Here is a 19778-nt window from a genome sequence, read left to right on the forward strand (position 1 = left end):
AGCTGTCGTGTTGATCAAAGTCTTGCCTCCCGCTTGCCGAGATAGGCTGCGACGACCTTGGCGTTGCGCACGACCTCTTCCGGCTTGCCGGAAGCGATCACGGCGCCGTGATTGAGCACCATCAGACGTTCGGAGACTTTCAGGAGAAGCGGCAGGACGTGCTCGATGAGCACGATAGCTATGCCGCGTCGATGCACATTACCAATCAGCTCGGCAAGCCCCGCGATTTCCGGCCTGGTGAGACCGGCGGCCGGCTCGTCGAGAAGAAGAACCTTGGGCCGGCCAGCGATCGCGGAGGCGATCATCAACTGCTTGCGTTCGAAGACCGAGAGGCCGGAGGCGGCTTTCGTTCGTCGTTCAGGCGCCAGCGACACATCATCCAGCGCCTGTTCGGACGCATCTGTTGCCTCAGACGAGGTCATTTGCCCGCAATAGACGGCGCTGGCATAGACGTTCTCGCGCGCGGTCAGGGTGGCAAACTCTGCATCCTTCTGGAAGGTGCGCAAGACGCCGGCGCGGCTGATCTGATGCGGCTTCAGGCGATGGATAGGCTTGCCGCAGAGGAGCACCTCACCCTCGCTCGGCGGAAATGGAATGCCGGTGATGACGTTAAAGAGCGTGCTCTTTCCGCTACCGTTCGGACCGGCGATGCCGAAGATCTCATCCTTTTGGAGCGAGAACGAAACCTTATCGACGGCAACCAGTGCGCCGAAGCGCCGGGTCACGTCGCGGATTTCGAGCAGCGGCTCGCTATCGTTTGCGTCGACCATCGTGTGTTCTTCGCGGCTCGCGTAAAGGGAGCGGCCCGCACCGGATGTCCCGCGCGGACCGACTGGTGCTACGGCTTCATCCACGGAGGCATGCGAAACTCGCCGTTGAGATACTGCTTCGGGGAGAAAAGAACGTGCTTGCCGTCCCAGATCTGGTAGAACAGTACGGGAAGCGCATCGTCGCCCTGAACGGCAAGATGGGTCTTCGGATCAAAGGACAGCATGCCCTGTGCAACCTCTTTGCGGGTCTCGCCGATGGCTTTTCCGATGGCGAGCCGCTTGGTCGGATCACCGACTTTCTTGAGCGCGTCGGCGTAAATCATGACCTCTTCGTAGACCGCCGGCGCAGTTGACCCGGGTTCGTAGCCATAGGTTTTCGTAAATTCCTTGATGATCTCAGCTGTCCGAGCATTGGGGATCGTGCCGCCGATCAGGTTATAGATCACACCGGTGCTCTTCTTCCCTGTCAGCTTGAGGAATTCCGGGATTGCCGGCGCGTATTGGATGAAGACGATACTGTCGGTCGGTTGCTCCAGAAACTGAGTGATGAACTTCGCCGCGTTGCCCGTCTGGGGGTCGATGTTCATGATCACCGCTGGATTGTCCTGGCGAACCTTGGCGAGGAACGTGCGCCAGTCATCGATTGTGCCCCACGGCACGAGGTCAGCGGATGTAATGGTCCAGCCGGCCTCCTTGAAGTTCTTGATCAAGCCGTTCATGATCGTCTTCGAATAGGGGATGTCGGGTGCGATGAAAGCCACCTTCTTATTTGGCAGCTTCAGCTTGCCGCTCTTTTCCAGCGCCTGAACGACCGGGATCATATCCGTTTCATAGGCGTCAAACGACGGGCTCAATGACCAGACCGTCGGGAACTTGTCTGGATGGGGCGCAATGATATCACGTGTCTGGTTGGCGCTGCCGTAAAGCAGATACGGCATGTCCTGTTCAGCCATGATATTGATCTCGAAATTGCCGGCGCTCGCATATCCGGTGACGATGGCGTTCAGCTCACGCTCGCCGGTCAGGCGCTCGATGGCGCTCGTCACCTTATCCGCGCTCGAGTCTTGCGCATCGCCAACGACGACCTGCAATTTGTAGCCGGCAGCGCCGCCTCGCGCATTGATCACGTCGACGGCAAGCTTGGCTCCATCGACCATTTCCCTGGCGTCTGCCGCCGATCCGCCTGTCAGCGGCGCGAGCACGCCGATCTTGGCAATCTTGTCTGCTGCATGGGCAGGCATCGCCGCGGCCAGCCCGGAAAAAACAAGACTCGTCCATAGACTAGCAAGTTTCATCGTCATGTTCCCCTCCTCGTTTGATCTGAGCGCTACTTGACGCCGCACCATTCGATTGCCGCCGCTGCCAAGGTTTTGGTCGTCTCCTCCAGCGACGCGATGTCCACGTACTCGTCGGCGCCATGGAAACCATCGCCAGACGGACCACAAATCATGGAGGCGACGCCTGCGCCGGCGTAATGCGCGGCATCGGCTGCGCCGATCATCCCCGTGATCTTGGGCTCCCCGCCAAGTTGCTTGCGGCGCTTCAAAAGCGATAGCGCAAGCGGATGATCTGGCGGGGTGTCCATCGGCGGAAAATGCAAGCCGCAAAGTTCCCATTGAACCTTGACGGGATTCTCCTGCAACCACAGGTCCTGCTGGCAGAAGTAATGGACGAAGGTCTCGAACTCGGATCGAACATCTTCCTTGGTCTGATTGGGGAGAAACTTGTAGTCGAGATCGATGACTGCGACATCCGGGATGATGGCGGGATTGCTCATGATGAGCGGCAAACCATCCGGCCCAAGCCCGGCACCACCGCGTATCGCGCCGACGTTGATCGTGTTCATGCCCGGAGGCAGCAGCGGATGCTGACGATTGCGGCAGCGCGAGCTTTCGAAGTTCGACAGAGCGTGCAGGAAGCGCACTGCGATATCGATCGCATTCACCGCACGTCTCGGCCGATCGGGACCATCGCGTTGTGGCCAGATCTCATTGTAGCGCGTCGCCGAATGGCCCGACCGGCCGGTGATGGTCACACGTATCCATTCAAGCCCACCTTCGCAGACCTGAATCTGGCCCGAACTCGGCTCCGTGATAATCGCGGCACTCGCAAGATGGCCTTTCTTGACCGCATCGATCGCGCCGAAGCCGCCGGCTTCTTCATCGACGACGGAATGGATGGCGATACGGCCCTGAAGTTCGATGCCCGCGGCGCGAATACCTCTGATGGCGCCAATGGCGGCGGCGACGCCGCTCTTCATATCGATGGCCCCGCGGCCATAGAGCTTGCCGCCCCTGATCTCGCCACCGAAGGGCTCAACCGTCCAAGTGCCATTGACCGGCACCACGTCGATATGACCGCACAAAAGGAGGCTTCGCTCTTCCGAACCCGCGATCTGGCCGACGACGTTTGGCCTGCCCGGAAAGACGTCCCAGCGGTCGATCGACATGCCCATTGAGGTCAGCTGCGATTCGACCAGATCTTGGACAGCCCCCTCGCGGTTCTGGTCAGGATCCATGATGAACTTCGGGTTGACCGACGGAATGCGCACCAGCCTTTGGGTAAGGTCGGTCGCATAGCCCCGCTCCTTCTCAATCGCCTTCCATGCGGCTTTCACCGCAGCTTCGACTTTCTGCATTTCGACCTCTCCTCAGGTCCTCAATCACTTTCTTCATCGCCTCGCTCAAGGCGGCTAGCTTGCGCCGCCTATCTCGTCGATCAGCGCGCTTGTAGAGAGTTGACGGCAATATCCCTTGATCGCGCGCAGAGTGTTATCGTGGCGCTCCTGGGTATAGGTGGCGCAGGCATCTGGCACGAGTGTCACGAGGTAGCCCAAGTCGCAGGCGTCGCGGACCGCAGATTCCACGCATTGGTCAGTCACGAGCCCGCACAGTACCAGCTGCTTGATCTTGAGGTTGCGCAGCAGGTAATCGATATGCGTCGACACAAAGACGCTCGAAGATGATTTCGGCAGCACGATCTCGTCGTCGCCGGGCGCGATTTCGTCGATCACTTTGCCGTCCCACGCGCCCTTTGGCACGTTGAAGCCCGTGATCTTGTAGTCGAGGCTCCGATCGCGACCGTCCTTGGTAAGGCTTTCGATCGTCGTGTAGAGCACCTCAATGCCTGCGGCACGGAACGCCGCCTGCAGCCGTTGCATGTTGGGGATCGCGACCGACCTCAAGCGATCGAAATAATAGCCGTACTTGCCGGCGATATCGGCGTCGGGCACATCCTTGAACTCGCCACCATCGCGGCGAACGCAAAAGTTCTGCACGTCGATGAACAATAGCGCCGACTCTTTCGGCTTGAGCGGTATCTCGCGCGTCGTCGGAAACTCAGCCATTGGTGGAGCCTTTCGTTGTGGCATCGAGCAACGTCTCGGCGATTAAGCTGGCCCATAAGCGCCGCCCCCTTGCATCGCCAATCAGATCGTTGCGGATCTCAAGCAGCAGGTGCGGCAGACCACGGGCTTCGCCGTGCATCGGAATCGTGTAATCGCTGATGTCATCGACCAGATACGGCTCATTGTGCGCCGATGGCGTTGTCGGATTGCGCTCCTGGAAGGCACTGAGGAAACGCTCGGCAAAGCTGCGATCACGGTTCGACAGCACGCCGAGCTGCCAGGGCCGCTCAACGCCTCCTGCCAGCCGTGGCGTGAAGCTATGCACCGCAACCAGGGTCGTGGGTAAACCGAGCCCCGCGCGACGATCCAGAAGGCGGGTGACTTGCTGATGGAACGGCTCGTGGATCTCCGCATAGCGCTGACGACGATCACTCTCCGACAGCCCCAGGTTACCTGGCACGAGTGTGCCATCGCTCACTTGCGGAATGCAGTCCGGCGCGTCGAAGGGACGGTTGCAGTCGATGACGAGCCGGCTGTAGGGCTGCAGGATGAGCGGCGCCTTCAGCTCGTCCGCTAGATGACGCGCGACGCCTTCGGCGCCGATGTCATAAGCGATGTGCCTGCGCAGTTCGGCCGCAGGCAGACCAAGGTCCTCGAGCTTCGTTGGGATAGCAGCTCCCGCATGCTCGCAGATCAGGACAACTCCCGCACATCCGTCGGCATTGACCACTTCGACCGGTCGGGGGTCGGACGGCGAGATCACACTCGTGGATAGTTTGCAATGCGACAAAGCATCATCCGAGGCTGTTGCATGGCACCCATCGCCACGCTGCATACCCCGAGTGCACGAAATTATTGGATCAATGTCAAACAATTTTTTCCATTTGACATATTTTTTTCATAGCCATATTCCCCTGATCAGGCCTTTCATGGCTGACGCTCCCAAATCAGGTTAGATTGATGACAACCGTGCGAGAGACGATAAGGCGTGAAAGCGCCAATCTGACCTTAAGCGAACGCAAGATCGGCGATGCGGTCCTGGCGGACTACCCGTTCGGCGCCCTTCAAACCATTCAAGAACTGGCCGAGCGCACGGGCGTCAGTGCGCCCTCGATCACGCGCTTTGTCGGCAAATTGGGCTTTGCCGGCTATCAGGAGTTCCAGCGTCAGCTGATCACGGAGGTGCGGGAAAGTCGAAGATCCCCACTGCAGCTCAAAGCGACCGAAAAGCTCGGTAGCGCCGGCTCGTTCCTGGCCGACTACGCGCGGCGCGCCACAGAACGCATTCACGAGATGAGCGCAAGCGTGCCCCAGGAACAATTCGATCGCGTCCTGACGCTGCTTGCGGATCCTAATCGGGCCGTTTTCCTGGTCGGCGGGCGCATCAGCGACAATATCGCGGGCTTCCTGTCGGTCCACCTCAAGCAGATTCGACCGAAGGTACATCATCTTCCGCCCAACCCGGAGCACTGGCCGGACTTGCTGTTATCGATCCGCAAGCAAGATGTTTTGGTGCTGTTCGACTTTCGCCGCTATCAGCGCGACCTCGAGCATCTCGCCGAGATCGTCGCAAAGCAGTGTCGACCCTCGATTGTGCTGATCACTGACAAATGGATGTCGCCAATCGCGCGTCATAGCGACCACGTCGTTGCCCTGCCGATCGAAATTGAAACAGCGTGGGATACGCTCGTTTGCGCGATCGCCTTCGCCGAAGCGCTGATCGTCAAAGTCTCAGAAATGAACTGGCCCACGACGAAGGATCGACTCGCGGCTTGGGATAGACTTCGCCTGTCGCCGCCAAGCCAGCCTTTGGAGGAAAGCGATGATCGCTGAGGAAATGGTGATTGCCTGCTGCACTGATCTTGCGGGCAAGGTCCGGGGCAAGGCCTTCCCAGCTTCACAATTCGAGGCGCGCAGAAAGCGAGGCATCGGCTGGACGCCGACCAACGTCCAGATCACCTGTTTCGACACCATAGCCGAAAGTCCATTCGGCTCGCTCGGTGACCTGGTTCTGCTTCCTGACGAAGCCGCCCGCGTGCGGGTTCAACTTGATGACGACATGCCAGCGGAACATTTTGCGCTGGGGGACATTCGCCATACCGATGGTCGACCGTGGGAATTCTGTACCCGCTCACTCCTCAAAGCCGCTCTAGAGCGTCTCAATCGCGTTTCCGGCTTGGCGCTGTTTGGCGCTTTCGAGCACGAATTTCAGTTTCGGAATGCCACCAAACTGATTGGAGAGGCATATAGCGTTAATGGCTTTCGTATCGAGCGCCGTCTGGCTGAGACTCTCGTGGCCGCGATGCGCGCGGCAGGCTTGGAGCCGGACACCTTCATGAAGGAGTTTGGGGCCGGGCAGTATGAAATCACGATGGGACCATCGCGCGGGGTCGCCATTGCGGATCAGTCGACGATCATACGTGAGCTGGTGCATCTGGTTGCAAGCGCTTCAGGGAAGGAAGCGACCTTCACCCCAATTCGCGACCCAGCCAGCGTCGGCAATGGTGTGCACATTCACATCAGCTTTTTGAAGGGGGACGAGCCGGCCACATGGGATCCAAGTGGGAAGCATGAACTTTCCAAGGTGGCCGGCCAATTCATTGCCGGCATTCTCAAATACCTGGACGCGATCGTCGCGATGACTGCGCCAAGCGTCGTTTCTTACCTTCGGTTGACCCCACATCGCTGGAGCGCTGCCTTCAACAACCTCGGCTTCCGCGACCGCGAGGCGTCCGTCCGTATTTGTCCCGTTTCTGATTTGAGTGATATTTCCAAGTCTGCTCAATTCAACTTCGAATTCCGCGCTGCCGACGCGACCGCCAGCCCGCATCTGCAACTCGCCGCGATCGTCCACGCCGGAGTGCAAGGCATCGAGGAAGAACTGCCGACGCCGGACGCAACAGCCGAGGATCTCTCGCTTCTTGATCCCTCCGCCTTGGCGGCGCGCCAACTAGTTCGCCTACCGAAATCGCTACCCGAAGCTCTCGACCGCTTACTGGCGAACCAGACAGTCAATCGATGGTTTCCTGCAGGGTTCGTCGACACCTACGCAAAGCATAAGAATGGAGAAATGGCGTTCCTCGAGGGAAAAACCCAACAGGAGATCTGCAGCTTGTATGAGCAGGTCTACTGAAGGCACGAACACCGGAAGCGTACCCGTAACGTCGACGAAGATGGCACGGGCGCGGGTTCCTCTCGGATAGTTCTTCTCGACCGGCGCTGGATCAATGCCCTCTTCTTTCGTCACGATCCGGATCAGGTCCACACATTGCAGGTGATTGTGGAGACAGTCAGCCGGCAGGCAGCTCCCCCTCTCAGCACACCGCCGAAGACTTTCTTCGTTCGTTTCCGTGCTTGCGAACCGTACTGCGAAGGCCGTCGATCGATTGCCGCTGCGCGTCGTGTCAGCGAACCCAATCATAATAAGACGTCTAAGGCAGCGAAGGCTGCGAGCGATTACCGCACGTCGCATTGCGCATTCCTACTCCGCGACACCTTCGTCGGAGCATGTGATCAGGCTACCATCCTTGCGCATGCAAGCCCGATAGCGCCACGGTTCGACATAGCTTCCTTCCCACATGCCCTGTTCTGCTTGCTTCGCTTGACGCTGCGCGAGGGCGTATGCGCCTCCGGAATATCGTGCCCAGTCGAGGGCGTGTCCGTTACGAACTAGCCATTCTCCAAGATCGTCTTTGCCGACACTGCAAGTGGCGACGGATCGTCCATAACGATCACGGCCAACTTCAATGCATGACAGGGAACGACTTGCGATGAACGCATCCAACGCATTGGCGGCCCGGGCACCGCATCGGTATTGCTCACCTTCCTGATTGCGGCAAAGCTGGGAACTCTCCGGAGCATCTATGCCCCAGATTCGGATGCGCGATCCGTGAATTTCGATGGTATCGCCGTCGATGACGCTCGCTTTGCCGGTGACGTCTTGAGCTGCCGCGGAGGCAACTATGACCAGCAGTGACACGGATGTCACGAAGATGCGGAATATTGAACTCATTCTTCGAAGGCAACCTTGAACAGAGCGCTATCATTCCGATAGGACCGGCCTCCTTCTTTTTGCAATATGAGTCTTCCATGAGGCGGCCACGGAGCACCCGAGCTCGGTCCGTCAGACCCTTACAAGAATGTCGGGGCTTCGGCATGCCATCGCACGAGCTCCTCGATATCCACCAGAACGATTTTTTCCGACAGCCCAGCTGACTCTCTCGCTTCTTCGGTAAACGTCGACGTGGAGACAAGGTAGCCCCGAAGTGCGTCCTGCTCTTCAATCACGCCCTTGAACTGTTGAATCGTCGGCCGCCCTACCCTCTTCGCAGAGGAGTTTCGTTTGCATTGAACGATAATCAACCCATCGGGGTGAATGGCGAACCCATCGACTCCGAAGTCGTTTGAGGCGCGTGTCGCCCAAGCTTCAAAGCCCGCCGCATCGAAAAAGCTCATCGTGTGGCGCTCGAAGTGAAACGGATCCATGCCGAGCAGATAAGCGCGAAGAGCCAACTCTTCAGGCGGAACCGCGAACCGTGTGGGATCCATCGGCTGCTCTCTCATGGCAGCCTTCATTTGTGCGCTCGTGCGGCGCAAGCGGTCGTCTTGGACTATGGCGTCAATGATTTCGGCAATGTGGGGCCGCGCTTGCGGGTTCGCAGCGACAGCTTCGATGATCGAGGTAATTCCTGCTGTACCAAGAAAAATCAGCAACAGCACGGGTACACCGACAGCACCGCCAAACGCGGCAACGCCGGCGGCTTGCCCTCCGACCAACGGGATAGCGGACAACGTTATGGGAAGAGCGATCTTCATCGACAACGGCAGATCAGAGTTCCGGTAATCTGACACTGCCGTCGAAAGGTTCTTTGCAATCGCAACGATTGCCGCTCGCGAATTCACGAGCGAATTCAATTCTTTGAATTTTTCCGTCGGACTCAAATCGCTGCCGATAACAGCGCGAGATTCGCTGAGCCATCGTAAGGCGGCTACCCGGTCTTCCGCACGCGTCGTATGCCTTATGGCTGACGCAAACCGGGCGACTAGCCACTTTCGAATTCCCTCCGTGATAACATCAAACATCGCTGCTTCCATAGTGCGGATTGGCGTACCAGTCCTAAAGCGAACCATCCGCTCCCCTGCCGCATTCAGCATCTTTCGGCGCCTCGACAACCTATACTTTAGGCGCACCTGCTATTGCGCGCATCTCCTGGTTGATATTCTATCCGCCTCCAAAGTCCCGGGGCGCTTACAATGCGAATAGTTTCCACAATCTCTGCTTTGCTTGCGGCTAATTTGATGTTCCTCGTCGTGCCGGTTCAGGCCGGAGACGGCCCTCCTAGCAGGCTAGACAGCATGACCAAATCTGCCCGCGAGATGATGCCCTCGATTCCGTCTGTCTCGCTCCCGTCAATGCCAGACCTATCGCTTGCCGATCTCTTCGATCCGACCGGTCGACTGATGGCCGAATTCAATTCGTTCACCCAACAGGTTGGCGACGCCTTGCCCCTGCTCGAACAGATGGGTTACGAGGTAACCATGTTCAAAGTCGCGTGGGGTCTTCCACCCAAGGCGCGGTTGCGGCTCAAGTCCAACAGCAATGCTGACCCGCAGAAGGTAGCTGCTATCGCCGCAAAGGCTCCGAGCAGCGGCGTATTGGTATCCGCGCTCATCTCCAGCGCGGCAGCCGCCAAGCGCATTCAGAGCAACATGAAATTGGTCACGGCATTTCTTGACGTGGATTTTGCAGTTCCGCCGCGCGTGAATATGAAGTTCGTGAACTCAAAGGAAAGCGATAGGGACAAGCCGCGCGATCTAGATGACCTCGAAATCGCCTGCAAGTGATTGGGCATTCCCTCAAACCGTCTCGCGGGAATAGAGCTTAGAAGACCTTTCAAGAGCTCGAAATCTCTGTTCCGGTCCCCCAATTCGTTCGTCTGTGTCCAAATGGCCGCGTGCGTGCCGAGCGAAGTTAATGGGGCGTTTGCACAACGCAAGAGATAGGACGGGTTGCATTGGAGGTATCCAGTTCGCAGCCGCGGCGCCGCTCGCGGGTCGAGCTCACTCTCGTGGCTGCGGCACGGCTGGGTGCTCTCTGTGCCCAGAACGAACCCACTTAAGCCCACGTCTACGAATGGTGGCAGGCTGCAGACGGCCGCGGCACAAGCCGTCAGCCGTTGGCGGTAAGCATCACCATGACAGCAAAGAGAAATACGAAGCCGATCAAGAAGAAACCGATCTTCCGTCCAAGAGCACGCTGTAGGTCGAGCTTTTGCGCACATGCCGGACAGAGCGTTCGCAGAGCAAAGTAGCTCCTGATAGAGGGCGCCTTGGCTCCCGTCAGGGCCGCCAAGACGACGAGGAGGAGCGACGGCGGGACAGTGAATAGGCCCGCCACGCTTGTCCCCGTCCTGACGTTCCTCCGAGCGCCTTGCCCTTTCGTCACAGACGCACCACAGAGATAGCAGTCCGGCATGCTTGCCCCCCTCACTATCTACATCGATAGTATGTCGCATTACCTTTCGCGCTCGACCAGGACAGTGCTATCCCGGAGACGGCAAAATTTATTGTGGCTGGCCACCTGTCCGCTCCAACCTGACAATGGCCTCTTACCGTCCAGCCAGATCGGCTGGGAAGGAAGGCCTCGAACGTGCACACGCCTCCGTCCGTCCGGGCCTCTTGGACCGAGATCGTGAGCTGGGTGCCTTGCGCGCAACTCGGATCAGTGGCCCAGCCCCCAAGAAACGAACGATTGCGAGCAATTGCCCGAGGTGACTGCAATGCCTGAGTGGTCGCCAAGTCCAAACGTGTGTCAGGCGGCAAGTGATTGACGACCTTGAATTCCCGCAGCCCGCTGAGCGCCGCAGCACTCCAGGAAGGCTCAACGGACGCTGCAAATCCCAGATCTTTCAGCCGGCTCAGCCCAGGATCGGGCGCCGCTGCGTTTGGTGTCAGTTGGGCAACGCTTGGCCTAGGATCAGCCGGCGGCTGCGGCGGAGGCCTGATCTCACGCGGCGGATCGAGGGGCGGCAGGACTGGCGGAGCAATTGCCGCCGCTGCGACGCTCTTCTGCAGATCCTGCGTGGGGCTCTCAGCTCGCGGCGCAATCAATGGGACTGAATTCCAAGCCTGCGGCGACGCTGTAGGTTGCGACGTCGTCCGGCTGGGCAAGGTCACATTTGGCGGATTGCTGCTTGGTGCAGCCGCAACATTCGGCGCAATTGTCGCCGATCGAGACGAGGTTGGCGCCGAGGACGTCGTAGTCGCACGAGGGCCGCTGCTATTCGCGCCAGCGACAATGAACGCCGCAGAACACGCGACCCCAAACACCCAACGTCGAGCTACGACATCACCGAACACTCGCACTTTTTCATCAGCTTCGGCTTGCTTGAACTCAACCCAGATCGCTCGTGCTCGATTGGTGAGGTCGGTACGCGAACGCTGAATTTCGGCGGCAGTCGTCCTGATCGCAATCAAGTCAGCCTTCAAGGCGGTCTCGAGAGCAAGACGCCGCTGAGCGATATCGGACTTCACTCGGCCAATATCATTGGGATTGATCGGCTGACTGGGGTCGAAGACAAAACGTCTTTCAAGGCCTGCACGCCATGACAAGAGGAGCGAGGCCGTTGCAGGTCCGAAGCCCGGAATTTGCTCGATGCTCTGTCTTGAAATATCCGCGGCGGTATCAATTCCATGCGACCGCAAGGTCGCCTTTCTTGCGCTGCCGACGTTCTTGATTTTCGCATTTACAAGGCTAAACCGATCAAGAAAATGCTTGAGCTGCATTTCGCGCTGCCGGCGAGACAGATCCGCCAGGCGCCGCGACTCTTCGTTTGGAAGATCGTTATACTCGCGAATTCTCAGCTCGGATTGACGTCTTGCTTCGGCAAAACGGGATGCGTCTCCTTCAGTCCTGTACCGCTGTTCGACTTGATCCCACGCCTGTTTGAGCTGATACGAGCGCGGGCCGTTGGCGTGCGGCTTCTTCGGGTTTCGAAGAGCGAAGTATGCGGACGCGCCGAGAGCCACGAGCCCGATCAAAGGTGGAACAAACCCCAGCCCGAGGAGAATAGCCGCCGCAATGCCACCAACGGTCGACAATAAAAACTGTCCAGCAGAACTATCAAGCGAGCCCTTGTTCTGAGCGCTCGGCACGCTCTGAACCGTCGGCATTGCCGAAGACAATGCTGGCGCGCTTCCCGGATCGGTCACCCCGCGTATCGCGTTGATGAGTTGACCCAGGTTCGGGGGAGTTGTCGTATTGATGATCAGCGGGGATGGAAATGCAACAAAACCGGGAATGGCCTTTTCGAGCCTGCACCAAGGGCAATCCGGTGCGGACGAGAAGTAGTAGTGCCCCGCCGTCGCAGTGCACTTAACTAGCTGCGACTCCGCTTGCTGCAAGAGTGATATCCAATCGGCGGGCTTAGGACGCCCACCGCTCGCTCCACTTGGACCAAAGCAGGCCTCAAAAGCGCTGGCCATCTCTCTTGGCACATAGGCAAGCGTCGGAGCAAAGGGTGGCGGTTCGGTTTGGGTGCGCGAGGTGTCCACCGAATACGCAAAGCGATACTCGGCGATCGCCCGCTCCTCGGGCATATCGCCTCGACCGCGGTATCGCCCCGCGAATGGATGGCGGCCCAAAAACAGCAAGCTGAAGATTGCAACGCCCAATCCAAATGCGTCGTGGTTCGGCGTTCGAAGAATATTCTCGAGCGACCTGCCTTGCAGTTCTGGCGGCGTATAATCAGGCACCCCGACTGCGCAGTAGAACGTTTTGCCATCCTTGGAAAACTGAAAAGAATCGCAATCAATCAGGGTCGCCGTGGCGTCGGCTCCAACCAAGATGCCGGAGTGATTCAGATCCCCTATGACGCAGCCGGTGGCATGCACGGCGGCAACTGCTTTTGCAATATTCAAAGAGGTTCGAAGCAACAGCCTATAGTCTGCGTTCGGAAATTCATTCCGCCGGCTCGCCGGAGAGTACAGCTCATGAACCGGCTTCTGCTTTCCAATGCGCCGCATTGTGAAGCCGGCAAATGTACCGGCTCCTTCATACAATGGTGCAATAGGGAATGCCGCGTTGGACACCTTTGCCTGCAACCCGCTGGCGACCATAGCCGGAATCTTTTGCTGCCGCTCCCGGGCTTTATCAGGATGGTAGATCTTCGCGACGAGATCTGGCTGGCCGACGATCTCGAAGACAGCCCCTTCCCCGCCGCGCCCCAACAGCTTGCCGAGTTGGACCGCCTTCCCCTGCTGATCAAAGATGCTCTTGAGACGCGACATGGCGGATTCGACGTATGAGCAACAGGGTTTTGTCATCATCAGTCCTGTCGCACACCGACGGACTGCTCAAATAGCTGCATAAGTGCCGCGACAGCTTGCGGTTTTTCGCAATCCCGTCGGACCTGAAGCCGGAAAACATCTGGTTGAAGAACGGAGGGAATGCGCTGCGCGTCGCAAAATTCAGAACGAGATGCTCGATGCCGTCGGTAAACACGGCCAGCTCGGATACACCACCTTCAATCTCATTCAACTGAAACGAAGGCTCAGGATCGTCCGTTACAAAGTAGGTGGTCGATGCATATTCTCCATGTGACGGCCAGCTACCAACAGCCCAATCTTCCGAATTGATCGTGCGATAGACGGCGGCCCCGTCGCCGACATGCAGAATTTTTGATCTTTCATCGCCGATAATGCAGCCGACTAACGTCGCTGCAAAGTCGCGCGGCGTAAGCTCCGCAGACCTTGAGCTGATCTCAATCCGTCCGCGCATGTCGTCGAGCCAGTCGCTTGCAATCTCCCGCGAAAGGCCAGCTAACGTTCCTCCGCTCTGAAGATAGCTCCTCGCGCTTCGGCAAAAGGCACGGACGATGATGCGAGACCCTATAGCGGATTTCTGGGCGGATCCCGCGCCATCAGAGCAGACCGCGACGAGCGCGGACTCATTCTTGCCTTCAACAAATATACACGCGCCCGCGTCGTCGCAGCCCCGGTTAACTCGAAGATGCGACGTACCGGTTGCGCTCGCTGAAACCCATTCCCAAGCGGGTCTGGTCATCCCGCCGTGGCCCACCCATCAGGAGCCGTGGGATTCTGAAGCGGCACTTGATCCCCTGGATTCGACTTCGAGACGGATGAAAGCGAGGCAGAAAGCCACTGGAAGAATTCCTTGAACTGAAGTCCTTTCAGCTTCAAAGGCTCGCGAACCGCAATCGTACGCAAAGTACCGAAGTCGGCACCCTCTACGCCCACGGCATAGAACATGAAGGATTTCGCCGCCTCTCCTTCGTGGACGAGTTGGGTGGCGCGACTTACGGAATCTGTCGGGGTGCCATCGGTGATCAAGAACAACCAAGGGCGATAGTGCTTGATGCCGGCCGACCGGTATGTAGCCTTCCTGTCGCGCAGCATGTCGAGCGCTCGCTCGATAGCTTCTCCCATTGGAGTGGCGCCTGCACTTTCGATCCGCGGCGGATAAAAATTATGAACGGTCGCGAAATCGGATTGAACTTGAACGGGCCCGAAGGTGATGACCGCCACCTCAACTCTCTTGGCGGCCAGACTATCCGTGGACAGTTCGTCGCGAAATGCCTGCAGACCGTCGTTGAGTTGCTGGATGGGAGCACCGCTCATCGAACCAGAATTGTCGAGAACGAGAATAACAGGGCACCGATTTTCAGGATTCTCTACGAATTCCGCTGCACTGAACGGCTGTTGCGCAAAATCGGCTTCTGACATACCAGGCCCCCTAAAGAATTCAACAAAACAAGGGATTTCTATACAATGGGCCGGGCTTTACAACTAAAAGAAGTATCCGACCCCATCGTTTTCGACTAAATGAGGATGCCGCATTTGAGCGACCGCCATCGAGCTTTGTCAGCTCGCGTCTAAAGCTTTCGCCATTTATCCCTTCCAGGACCAATGTCACGCACCCGCTCGACGTGAATCGTTGCGTTGGGATCCAAGGCCTTGGCTTTGTCTATGGCCTCAGCTTGAGTGTTAGTTGTTGCGCTCGCCCGATCCGCGTTTGGCCGCAACACGTTGTAGCGACCGTCCTCACGCTGTTCGATAAAGAATTCATTCTTGGCCATGTTTTCCCTCAGAATCGGCAATAGTTTGTGTCAGCAGTGGGCACACAGATAAGCGGCCGTCGTTGAACTACAAGCCGCCCGCACAGGTAGTACTCCAATTTTTAATGGCTGCCAGCCCTTCCAAGGTTGGACGACGAAGGGAGGATGCAGAATCTTGAAACGTTGTCAGCCAGCACCGGCGCCGACGGCCTCTTGCAGTCGTCGAGCTGGGACCGCGAACGGCAAAGGCGATGCTCCCGTTGCGGATCGGCCGCCGTCCAATGTCGTCAATTCGATCAAGAGCGGCAATCGTCCGCACCTGATGTAGAAGTCCGTCAAAAATACTCGAGCCGCTTATCGATGCCTTCCGCAAAACAAGGTGCTGCTGGTACTCGACCCGTTCTGCGGATCGGGCTCAACGCCGGTCGCCGCAAGCGCCAGGGGTGGCTACGTGGACCGTGAGGCGGAGAGCCGGCACTTCGACACCGGCCAGCTTCGGCTGCACTCGTGAGTTTCGGGGGGCGATAACTTCCGGTCAGGATGCACAGCGCTGGGCGTCTGGCCCCGCGCGGTGTGGAAGTGTACGGCCCGTACTCAAATGCGGCCGTCACCGACGTCGATCGGCCTAGGCAGCGTTTAGATGTGGGTTGTAGCGCCCCGGTCGCGCAATCTCGCTTGCAGTCCCTGAAAAGGCCGCTTAACGTTCCGGATCATTTTTCGAGCATCAATTATGTTGCGCCTTGTTTCCATACTCATAGCCACATTGATCGGCGGTGCAGCCATGGCAGGAACGGATTCACCCCCTCCATCATCTCCGGGACCGACGACCAAACAGCACGACTCGGGTCCAAAACCGCAGAAGGCTCCCTCGCCCAAACAGCAATCCAGGGCGACTCCGTTGCCTGGAAAGCCTGGCTCGCCGACGACCACACGAGTGCCGCTGAAGGACGAGTAGCGATGTCGATCCGTCGCTCTCGCGCGCTACTCGCCTTATGCGCCGCGCTGCTCGTTGCCTCCTGTGCGGCTGTCGATCAGTTCGGCTCTCGAATCGACGACGCCAACAAGAACTCCCAAGATGCGCTGAATACGGAAACCCTGCTGAACATTCTGCGTGCCAGCCGCATGCAGCCTCTCAATTTCGTTGCCATCACTCAGATCACCGGCGGTCAATCCGAGTCGCTCAATACCGGACTTCCAACCATCACCATCGGTCCGGAACAAACCGTCGCCCAGCATCAGTTCCAGGTGTCAAATTCGGTGACGAGCGGCGTCAGCAGCGGCTTCCAGTCCAATCCCCTGGTGTCGACGGCCTTTCAGACGGCAATGCTCTCGCCGATCACGCCTCGCGAAGCTGCCCTGCTGTTGGCCGCCCATCCCCGCGAACCCGTATTCAACGCGATCCTCCGCCAAATCACGTTTCGTCAAACGGCTTCCGGGCGCGTGTACACGTTCACTGGCGATACGATTAACGACACCGCTGACGATTGCCAGGCGCAGTACGACCAGGCACCGCCCGAGAAACTTATCAACCTGGCCAGATCCTGCAACTATACGCTTTTCGTCAACTACCTCGCCGTGTTCGTACTGGCTGGACTGTCGGTGGAACTGCTTCCCGCACCACCGTCAAAGGCCGGCAAATCGGGGGGCAGCGGCTCCGGCGGCGGTGGGTCCGCCGACACCGGTTCAGACAAGAGCGCTCAATCCGTTGTGGGCCATATCTGCTTTAATCCGAGCCAGGCATCGGAGAACGTTCCCCAGCCAAGATGCGGCACCCTGAAGGCCGCCAAGGGGCAGCAACCGCCTCTCGTATTCCTCCCGGGATTTGGCGATGTAGAAGTTGAGTTCGGATTTCGGTCACCTATCGGTGCATTCAATCACTTCGGCGACCTCCTCCGTCAGCCGAAGTACAACATTGCCAACTATCACACGAAGGAATCGACGCTCGTCATTCAACCGGGTGAGCCATATCTCAACATTACATATGGCGCCGGCAGAGGCTGCTTCTCGGGCGTCGCCTATGGCGGCGGCTTTTATTGCGTGCCTGCAGATTCGGCGCACACTGCGATGCTGTTTGATATCCTGATTCAGCTCCGCAATATGAGCATCCAGACGACCGATCTCAATTCAGCCTTTACGGTCAGGCTCACGAACTGAAAATCGTCGGCGTATTTTAAGCTGCGCCGCTTTCCTCACCGAAGATAACGAGACAATGACCACATCAGCTACCGCAACAGTCAAGCCCGATGTCCTCGAACAGGCACTTGCAGATTTTAAGCGAAGCGTAGAGATCACCCGCGACGTCCGCTTCCAGGCGAATCTTCGATTGTCGGACCGACAGAGAGGATCGTCGTACATCGTCTCGCTTCTGTCGCTGTATGTCATCGTTCTCTCGATCATCCCGAACATCGTTGAGCTCAAGCAATTCCAGAGCCAAATTTTGCTAGGCTGCTCCATATTTCTGTCAGTCTTCGTGATCTTCACGAGCTTGATCGACGGCGCACAGAATTTCTTCCACCAGGGGGAATTGCTTCATCAATGCGCCCGGAAAATCGCGACAGTACACCACGCGTTAAAGAATATCGACATCGCGGCAGATCCAACCGCGGCAAAAGGCCAGCTGGAGGCGCTCCAGAAGCGATACCAGGAAGCGCTCGACGAGTGCCCGATCAATCATGAGAACCTCGACTACTACAAAGAAGTGGCATCGAAACCTCACCTGTTCCCGAAGCAATACGCCACGAGGATTCCTCGTGCTCTAGTCTCCGGCGGTTACCGCGTTCTCTACCTCGCTCTCGGCAAGCTTTGGATGATGCCGCATTTGTTGGCCGTTCTCTCCATCTCGGCGGTCGTCTATTTCTCGATATTTTGTGATCCTCACCCGATCGGGAAGTAGTCTGGTTCAACAGCTGTCTCGTTACACAGCAGCCCGCAAGCTACGAAACATGGGCGCAACTTGGTCTGAAGTGGTGGGCCAGCAGCGATGTCACACCGCGCGCGGTCTGACCTGAAAGCGGAGGATATGATGATGAAGCGCATTATTGTCTGCTGTGATGGCACCTGGAATGCGGACGACACCCAGACCGACGACACGAACGTCGCGATTCTCGCGCGATCGATCCACGGCTCCCAGCAGACCGGTGGCACGCTGCAGATCGTCCTGTATTTGCGGGGGGTAGGAACGACAGGCCTAAAGCTCGAGAGCTGGATCGAAGGCGCCACCGGTGTCGGCGTCGATGACAACATCCGCTCCGCCTATCAATTCATCGCGCAGAACTATCTGCCTGGCGACGAGATCTATCTTTTCGGGTTCTCGCGCGGCGCGTTCACCGCCCGCAGCCTTGCGGGCCTGATCACAGCTTGCGGCATTTTATTTCGCCAGTCGTTGGGCGCGCTGCCCGATGCCTGGAAATACTACCGCAGCCCTAAACCTCACTCGCCTAAGGCCTTCGCCGACGCATACAGGGTGAAATGTCACCTGGAGCCCAGCATCACCTTCCTCGGAGTCTGGGACACTGTGGGAAGCCTTGGCATACCGGGCAGCCTTCTGGCAGCCAGCAACAAGGAGAAGTTCGCGTTTCACGATACGACCCCGTCGCCGTTCGTGAAGCACGCCGTGCATGCTCTCGCCATCGATGAACACAGGCACGACTTTACGCCCACGTTCTGGACCGGCGACGTCCCCACAGGCGCCACGATTCAACAGGTCTGGTTTGCGGGTGCTCACTCCGACGTCGGCGGCGGCTACAACACCCGAACCCTTGCCGACATCCCGCTGGTTTGGATGGCCAAGCAGGCCGAAGGGATTGGCCTTGCCCTGGACTGGACCTGCCTTCCCGACCCCACCATGCTCGACCCCACAGCGCCCTCACATGATTCCTCTTCGGGTTTGTTCGCACTGGACCGTTACCATCCGACCATCCGCGATGTCGGAATGAAGAAGTGCCCGGTCAAGTTCAACGAAAGCCTCTATTGCGCTCTCGATGAAAACGGCAAACCGACCACCACCATCAATGAGGGCGTCCACCGCAGCGTTCTGGCCCGCTACTCGGGCTCCGCACAGATCTGTTCGGACGACGCCAAAGGCATTTGCGGTCAGGGGCCGTATAGGCCGGAAAATCTGGCGCCCTTGTTCAACGGCGGCACGTTCACCGGTCTGCCGATTGTCGACTGAATCTGGGATGAGAGCCTCGTTGCCGGTAGGCCTGCCGAGCGGCCATCAGTCATGGTGAGCTACGCCTGTATTGTCGTTGACCGTCTGACAATCCGGCCTGGACGTCTTGTCGGCCCGCGAAATCGCAGCGACGAGGATCATTGACGAGCATGTTGATGCCGACGGTTGCTGGTCAGCGAGCGCTCCTGCCGCGCACGCAATTGCACCCAGAAATGGAAATGGGTGCAACCCATGCGGCGGTCCGAGCGGCAGATTTTGGTGTCGACGTTTGATTGGCTGAGGAGATACCCTGGAAGCCTATACGCTCGGTGGGCATCGCGAGCTGGCGCTCTGCGCCGCACGCCAAACAGCGCAAGCAAGCTTTGATCCGACGAACCAGATTGCGAACAACGCGGACGGTCCGCGCACCGGGCTCG

17 protein-coding genes are annotated in these 19778 nt (G+C 58.3%); 6 read left to right on the plus strand and 11 right to left on the minus strand.

The window, feature by feature from the left end; all coding sequences use genetic code 11:
• Window positions 1-14: 14 nt before the first annotated feature.
• The 5 genes from MTX19_RS31020 to MTX19_RS31040 all read right to left on the minus strand — a co-directional run bounded on the left by MTX19_RS31020 (window position 15) and on the right by MTX19_RS31040 (window position 4846).
• Window positions 15-770 (minus strand): ABC transporter ATP-binding protein, encoded by a 756-nt coding sequence (locus MTX19_RS31020; RefSeq protein ID WP_280980681.1) that lies wholly within the window; start codon window positions 768-770, stop codon window positions 15-17.
• Window positions 771-838: 68 nt separating this feature from the next.
• Window positions 839-2071 carry an ABC transporter substrate-binding protein gene (locus tag MTX19_RS31025; protein ID WP_280980682.1) on the minus strand — a complete coding sequence of 411 codons (1233 nt, stop codon included), beginning with the start codon at window positions 2069-2071 and terminating at the stop codon, window positions 839-841.
• Window positions 2072-2097: 26 nt separating this feature from the next.
• Entirely contained in the window at window positions 2098-3408 is a 1311-nt protein-coding gene (locus tag MTX19_RS31030) for an ArgE/DapE family deacylase (protein WP_280980683.1), read from the minus strand.
• Between the two features lie 54 nt (window positions 3409-3462).
• Window positions 3463-4116, minus strand: a complete 654-nt coding sequence (locus MTX19_RS31035; protein WP_280980684.1) for an isochorismatase family cysteine hydrolase — start codon at window positions 4114-4116, stop codon at window positions 3463-3465.
• On the minus strand, window positions 4109-4846 hold the full coding sequence (locus MTX19_RS31040) for an N-formylglutamate amidohydrolase (RefSeq protein ID WP_280980685.1): 738 nt from the start codon (window positions 4844-4846) through the stop codon (window positions 4109-4111). Before MTX19_RS31040 ends, MTX19_RS31035 begins: the two co-directional genes overlap by 8 nt.
• A 230-nt stretch (window positions 4847-5076) precedes the next feature.
• On the opposite strand from MTX19_RS31040, the gene MTX19_RS31045 reads away from it, so the two are divergent.
• Together MTX19_RS31045 and MTX19_RS31050 are read left to right on the plus strand one after the other, a co-directional pair.
• Complete coding sequence (locus tag MTX19_RS31045) at window positions 5077-5949, plus strand: MurR/RpiR family transcriptional regulator (protein ID WP_280985628.1); 873 nt, start codon at window positions 5077-5079, stop codon at window positions 5947-5949.
• Window positions 5939-7249: a glutamine synthetase family protein gene (locus MTX19_RS31050; protein WP_280980687.1), complete on the plus strand. Its 1311-nt coding sequence runs from the start codon at window positions 5939-5941 to the stop codon at window positions 7247-7249. The genes MTX19_RS31045 and MTX19_RS31050 overlap by 11 nt, the downstream gene beginning before the upstream one ends.
• 348 nt (window positions 7250-7597) lie before the next feature.
• Here the strand turns inward: MTX19_RS31050 and MTX19_RS31055 are convergent, their stop codons facing one another.
• Together MTX19_RS31055 and MTX19_RS31060 are read right to left on the minus strand one after the other, a co-directional pair.
• Complete coding sequence (locus MTX19_RS31055; protein ID WP_280985629.1) at window positions 7598-8128, minus strand: thermonuclease family protein; 531 nt, start codon at window positions 8126-8128, stop codon at window positions 7598-7600.
• A gap of 119 nt (window positions 8129-8247) precedes the next feature.
• Window positions 8248-9198 (minus strand): restriction endonuclease, encoded by a 951-nt coding sequence (locus tag MTX19_RS31060; RefSeq protein ID WP_280980689.1) that lies wholly within the window; start codon window positions 9196-9198, stop codon window positions 8248-8250.
• Window positions 9199-9471: 273 nt separating this feature from the next.
• Here MTX19_RS31060 and MTX19_RS31065 point away from each other — a divergent pair, with 273 nt between their 5' ends.
• The gene (locus tag MTX19_RS31065; RefSeq protein WP_280980690.1) at window positions 9472-9960 is read left to right on the plus strand and encodes a hypothetical protein; all 489 of its coding nucleotides are present in this window, start codon (window positions 9472-9474) and stop codon (window positions 9958-9960) included.
• 645 nt (window positions 9961-10605) lie between these two features.
• Here MTX19_RS31065 and MTX19_RS31070 read toward each other — a convergent pair.
• The 4 genes from MTX19_RS31070 to MTX19_RS31085 all read right to left on the minus strand — a co-directional run bounded on the left by MTX19_RS31070 (window position 10606) and on the right by MTX19_RS31085 (window position 15212).
• Window positions 10606-13404, minus strand: a complete 2799-nt coding sequence (locus MTX19_RS31070; protein WP_280985630.1) for a hypothetical protein — start codon at window positions 13402-13404, stop codon at window positions 10606-10608.
• Entirely contained in the window at window positions 13379-14179 is an 801-nt protein-coding gene (locus MTX19_RS31075) for a PP2C family serine/threonine-protein phosphatase (protein ID WP_280985631.1), read from the minus strand. Before MTX19_RS31075 ends, MTX19_RS31070 begins: the two co-directional genes overlap by 26 nt.
• Window positions 14176-14859: a VWA domain-containing protein gene (locus MTX19_RS31080; protein WP_280980692.1), complete on the minus strand. Its 684-nt coding sequence runs from the start codon at window positions 14857-14859 to the stop codon at window positions 14176-14178. The genes MTX19_RS31075 and MTX19_RS31080 overlap by 4 nt, the downstream gene beginning before the upstream one ends.
• 149 nt (window positions 14860-15008) lie before the next feature.
• Window positions 15009-15212 (minus strand): DUF2188 domain-containing protein, encoded by a 204-nt coding sequence (locus MTX19_RS31085; protein ID WP_280980693.1) that lies wholly within the window; start codon window positions 15210-15212, stop codon window positions 15009-15011.
• A gap of 936 nt (window positions 15213-16148) precedes the next feature.
• On the opposite strand from MTX19_RS31085, the gene MTX19_RS31090 reads away from it, so the two are divergent.
• From MTX19_RS31090 to MTX19_RS31100, 3 genes are all read left to right on the plus strand, one after another.
• Window positions 16149-17345 carry a hypothetical protein gene (locus MTX19_RS31090; RefSeq protein WP_280980695.1) on the plus strand — a complete coding sequence of 399 codons (1197 nt, stop codon included), beginning with the start codon at window positions 16149-16151 and terminating at the stop codon, window positions 17343-17345.
• Between the two features lie 55 nt (window positions 17346-17400).
• Complete coding sequence (locus tag MTX19_RS31095; protein ID WP_280980696.1) at window positions 17401-18084, plus strand: SLATT domain-containing protein; 684 nt, start codon at window positions 17401-17403, stop codon at window positions 18082-18084.
• A gap of 132 nt (window positions 18085-18216) precedes the next feature.
• Window positions 18217-19362 carry a DUF2235 domain-containing protein gene (locus MTX19_RS31100; protein ID WP_280980697.1) on the plus strand — a complete coding sequence of 382 codons (1146 nt, stop codon included), beginning with the start codon at window positions 18217-18219 and terminating at the stop codon, window positions 19360-19362.
• The last annotated feature ends 416 nt before the right edge of the window (window positions 19363-19778 follow it).

The sequence above is a fragment of the Bradyrhizobium sp. ISRA464 genome (genome assembly GCF_029910095.1).
In the GTDB taxonomy this organism is placed as follows: domain Bacteria; phylum Pseudomonadota; class Alphaproteobacteria; order Rhizobiales; family Xanthobacteraceae; genus Bradyrhizobium.

What these genes read in the sequence shown, in the direction of transcription:
- MTX19_RS31065 (WP_280980690.1), top strand. Translation starts at nt 9,472, where the DNA reads ATGACCAAATCTGCCCGCGAGATGATGCCCTCGATTCCGTCTGTCTCG.
- MTX19_RS31095 (WP_280980696.1), top strand. Translation starts at nt 17,401, where the DNA reads ATGACCACATCAGCTACCGCAACAGTCAAGCCCGATGTCCTCGAACAG.
- MTX19_RS31075 (WP_280985631.1), bottom strand. Translation starts at nt 14,179, where the DNA reads ATGACCAGACCCGCTTGGGAATGGGTTTCAGCGAGCGCAACCGGTACG.
- MTX19_RS31020 (WP_280980681.1), bottom strand. Translation starts at nt 770, where the DNA reads ATGGTCGACGCAAACGATAGCGAGCCGCTGCTCGAAATCCGCGACGTG.
- MTX19_RS31050 (WP_280980687.1), top strand. Translation starts at nt 5,939, where the DNA reads ATGATCGCTGAGGAAATGGTGATTGCCTGCTGCACTGATCTTGCGGGC.
- MTX19_RS31025 (WP_280980682.1), bottom strand. Translation starts at nt 2,071, where the DNA reads ATGACGATGAAACTTGCTAGTCTATGGACGAGTCTTGTTTTTTCCGGG.
- MTX19_RS31060 (WP_280980689.1), bottom strand. Translation starts at nt 9,198, where the DNA reads ATGTTTGATGTTATCACGGAGGGAATTCGAAAGTGGCTAGTCGCCCGG.
- MTX19_RS31030 (WP_280980683.1), bottom strand. Translation starts at nt 3,408, where the DNA reads ATGCAGAAAGTCGAAGCTGCGGTGAAAGCCGCATGGAAGGCGATTGAG.
- MTX19_RS31055 (WP_280985629.1), bottom strand. Translation starts at nt 8,128, where the DNA reads ATGAGTTCAATATTCCGCATCTTCGTGACATCCGTGTCACTGCTGGTC.
- MTX19_RS31070 (WP_280985630.1), bottom strand. Translation starts at nt 13,404, where the DNA reads ATGTCGCGTCTCAAGAGCATCTTTGATCAGCAGGGGAAGGCGGTCCAA.
- MTX19_RS31035 (WP_280980684.1), bottom strand. Translation starts at nt 4,116, where the DNA reads ATGGCTGAGTTTCCGACGACGCGCGAGATACCGCTCAAGCCGAAAGAG.
- MTX19_RS31100 (WP_280980697.1), top strand. Translation starts at nt 18,217, where the DNA reads ATGAAGCGCATTATTGTCTGCTGTGATGGCACCTGGAATGCGGACGAC.
- MTX19_RS31045 (WP_280985628.1), top strand. Translation starts at nt 5,077, where the DNA reads ATGACAACCGTGCGAGAGACGATAAGGCGTGAAAGCGCCAATCTGACC.
- MTX19_RS31080 (WP_280980692.1), bottom strand. Translation starts at nt 14,859, where the DNA reads ATGTCAGAAGCCGATTTTGCGCAACAGCCGTTCAGTGCAGCGGAATTC.
- MTX19_RS31085 (WP_280980693.1), bottom strand. Translation starts at nt 15,212, where the DNA reads ATGGCCAAGAATGAATTCTTTATCGAACAGCGTGAGGACGGTCGCTAC.
- MTX19_RS31090 (WP_280980695.1), top strand. Translation starts at nt 16,149, where the DNA reads ATGTCGATCCGTCGCTCTCGCGCGCTACTCGCCTTATGCGCCGCGCTG.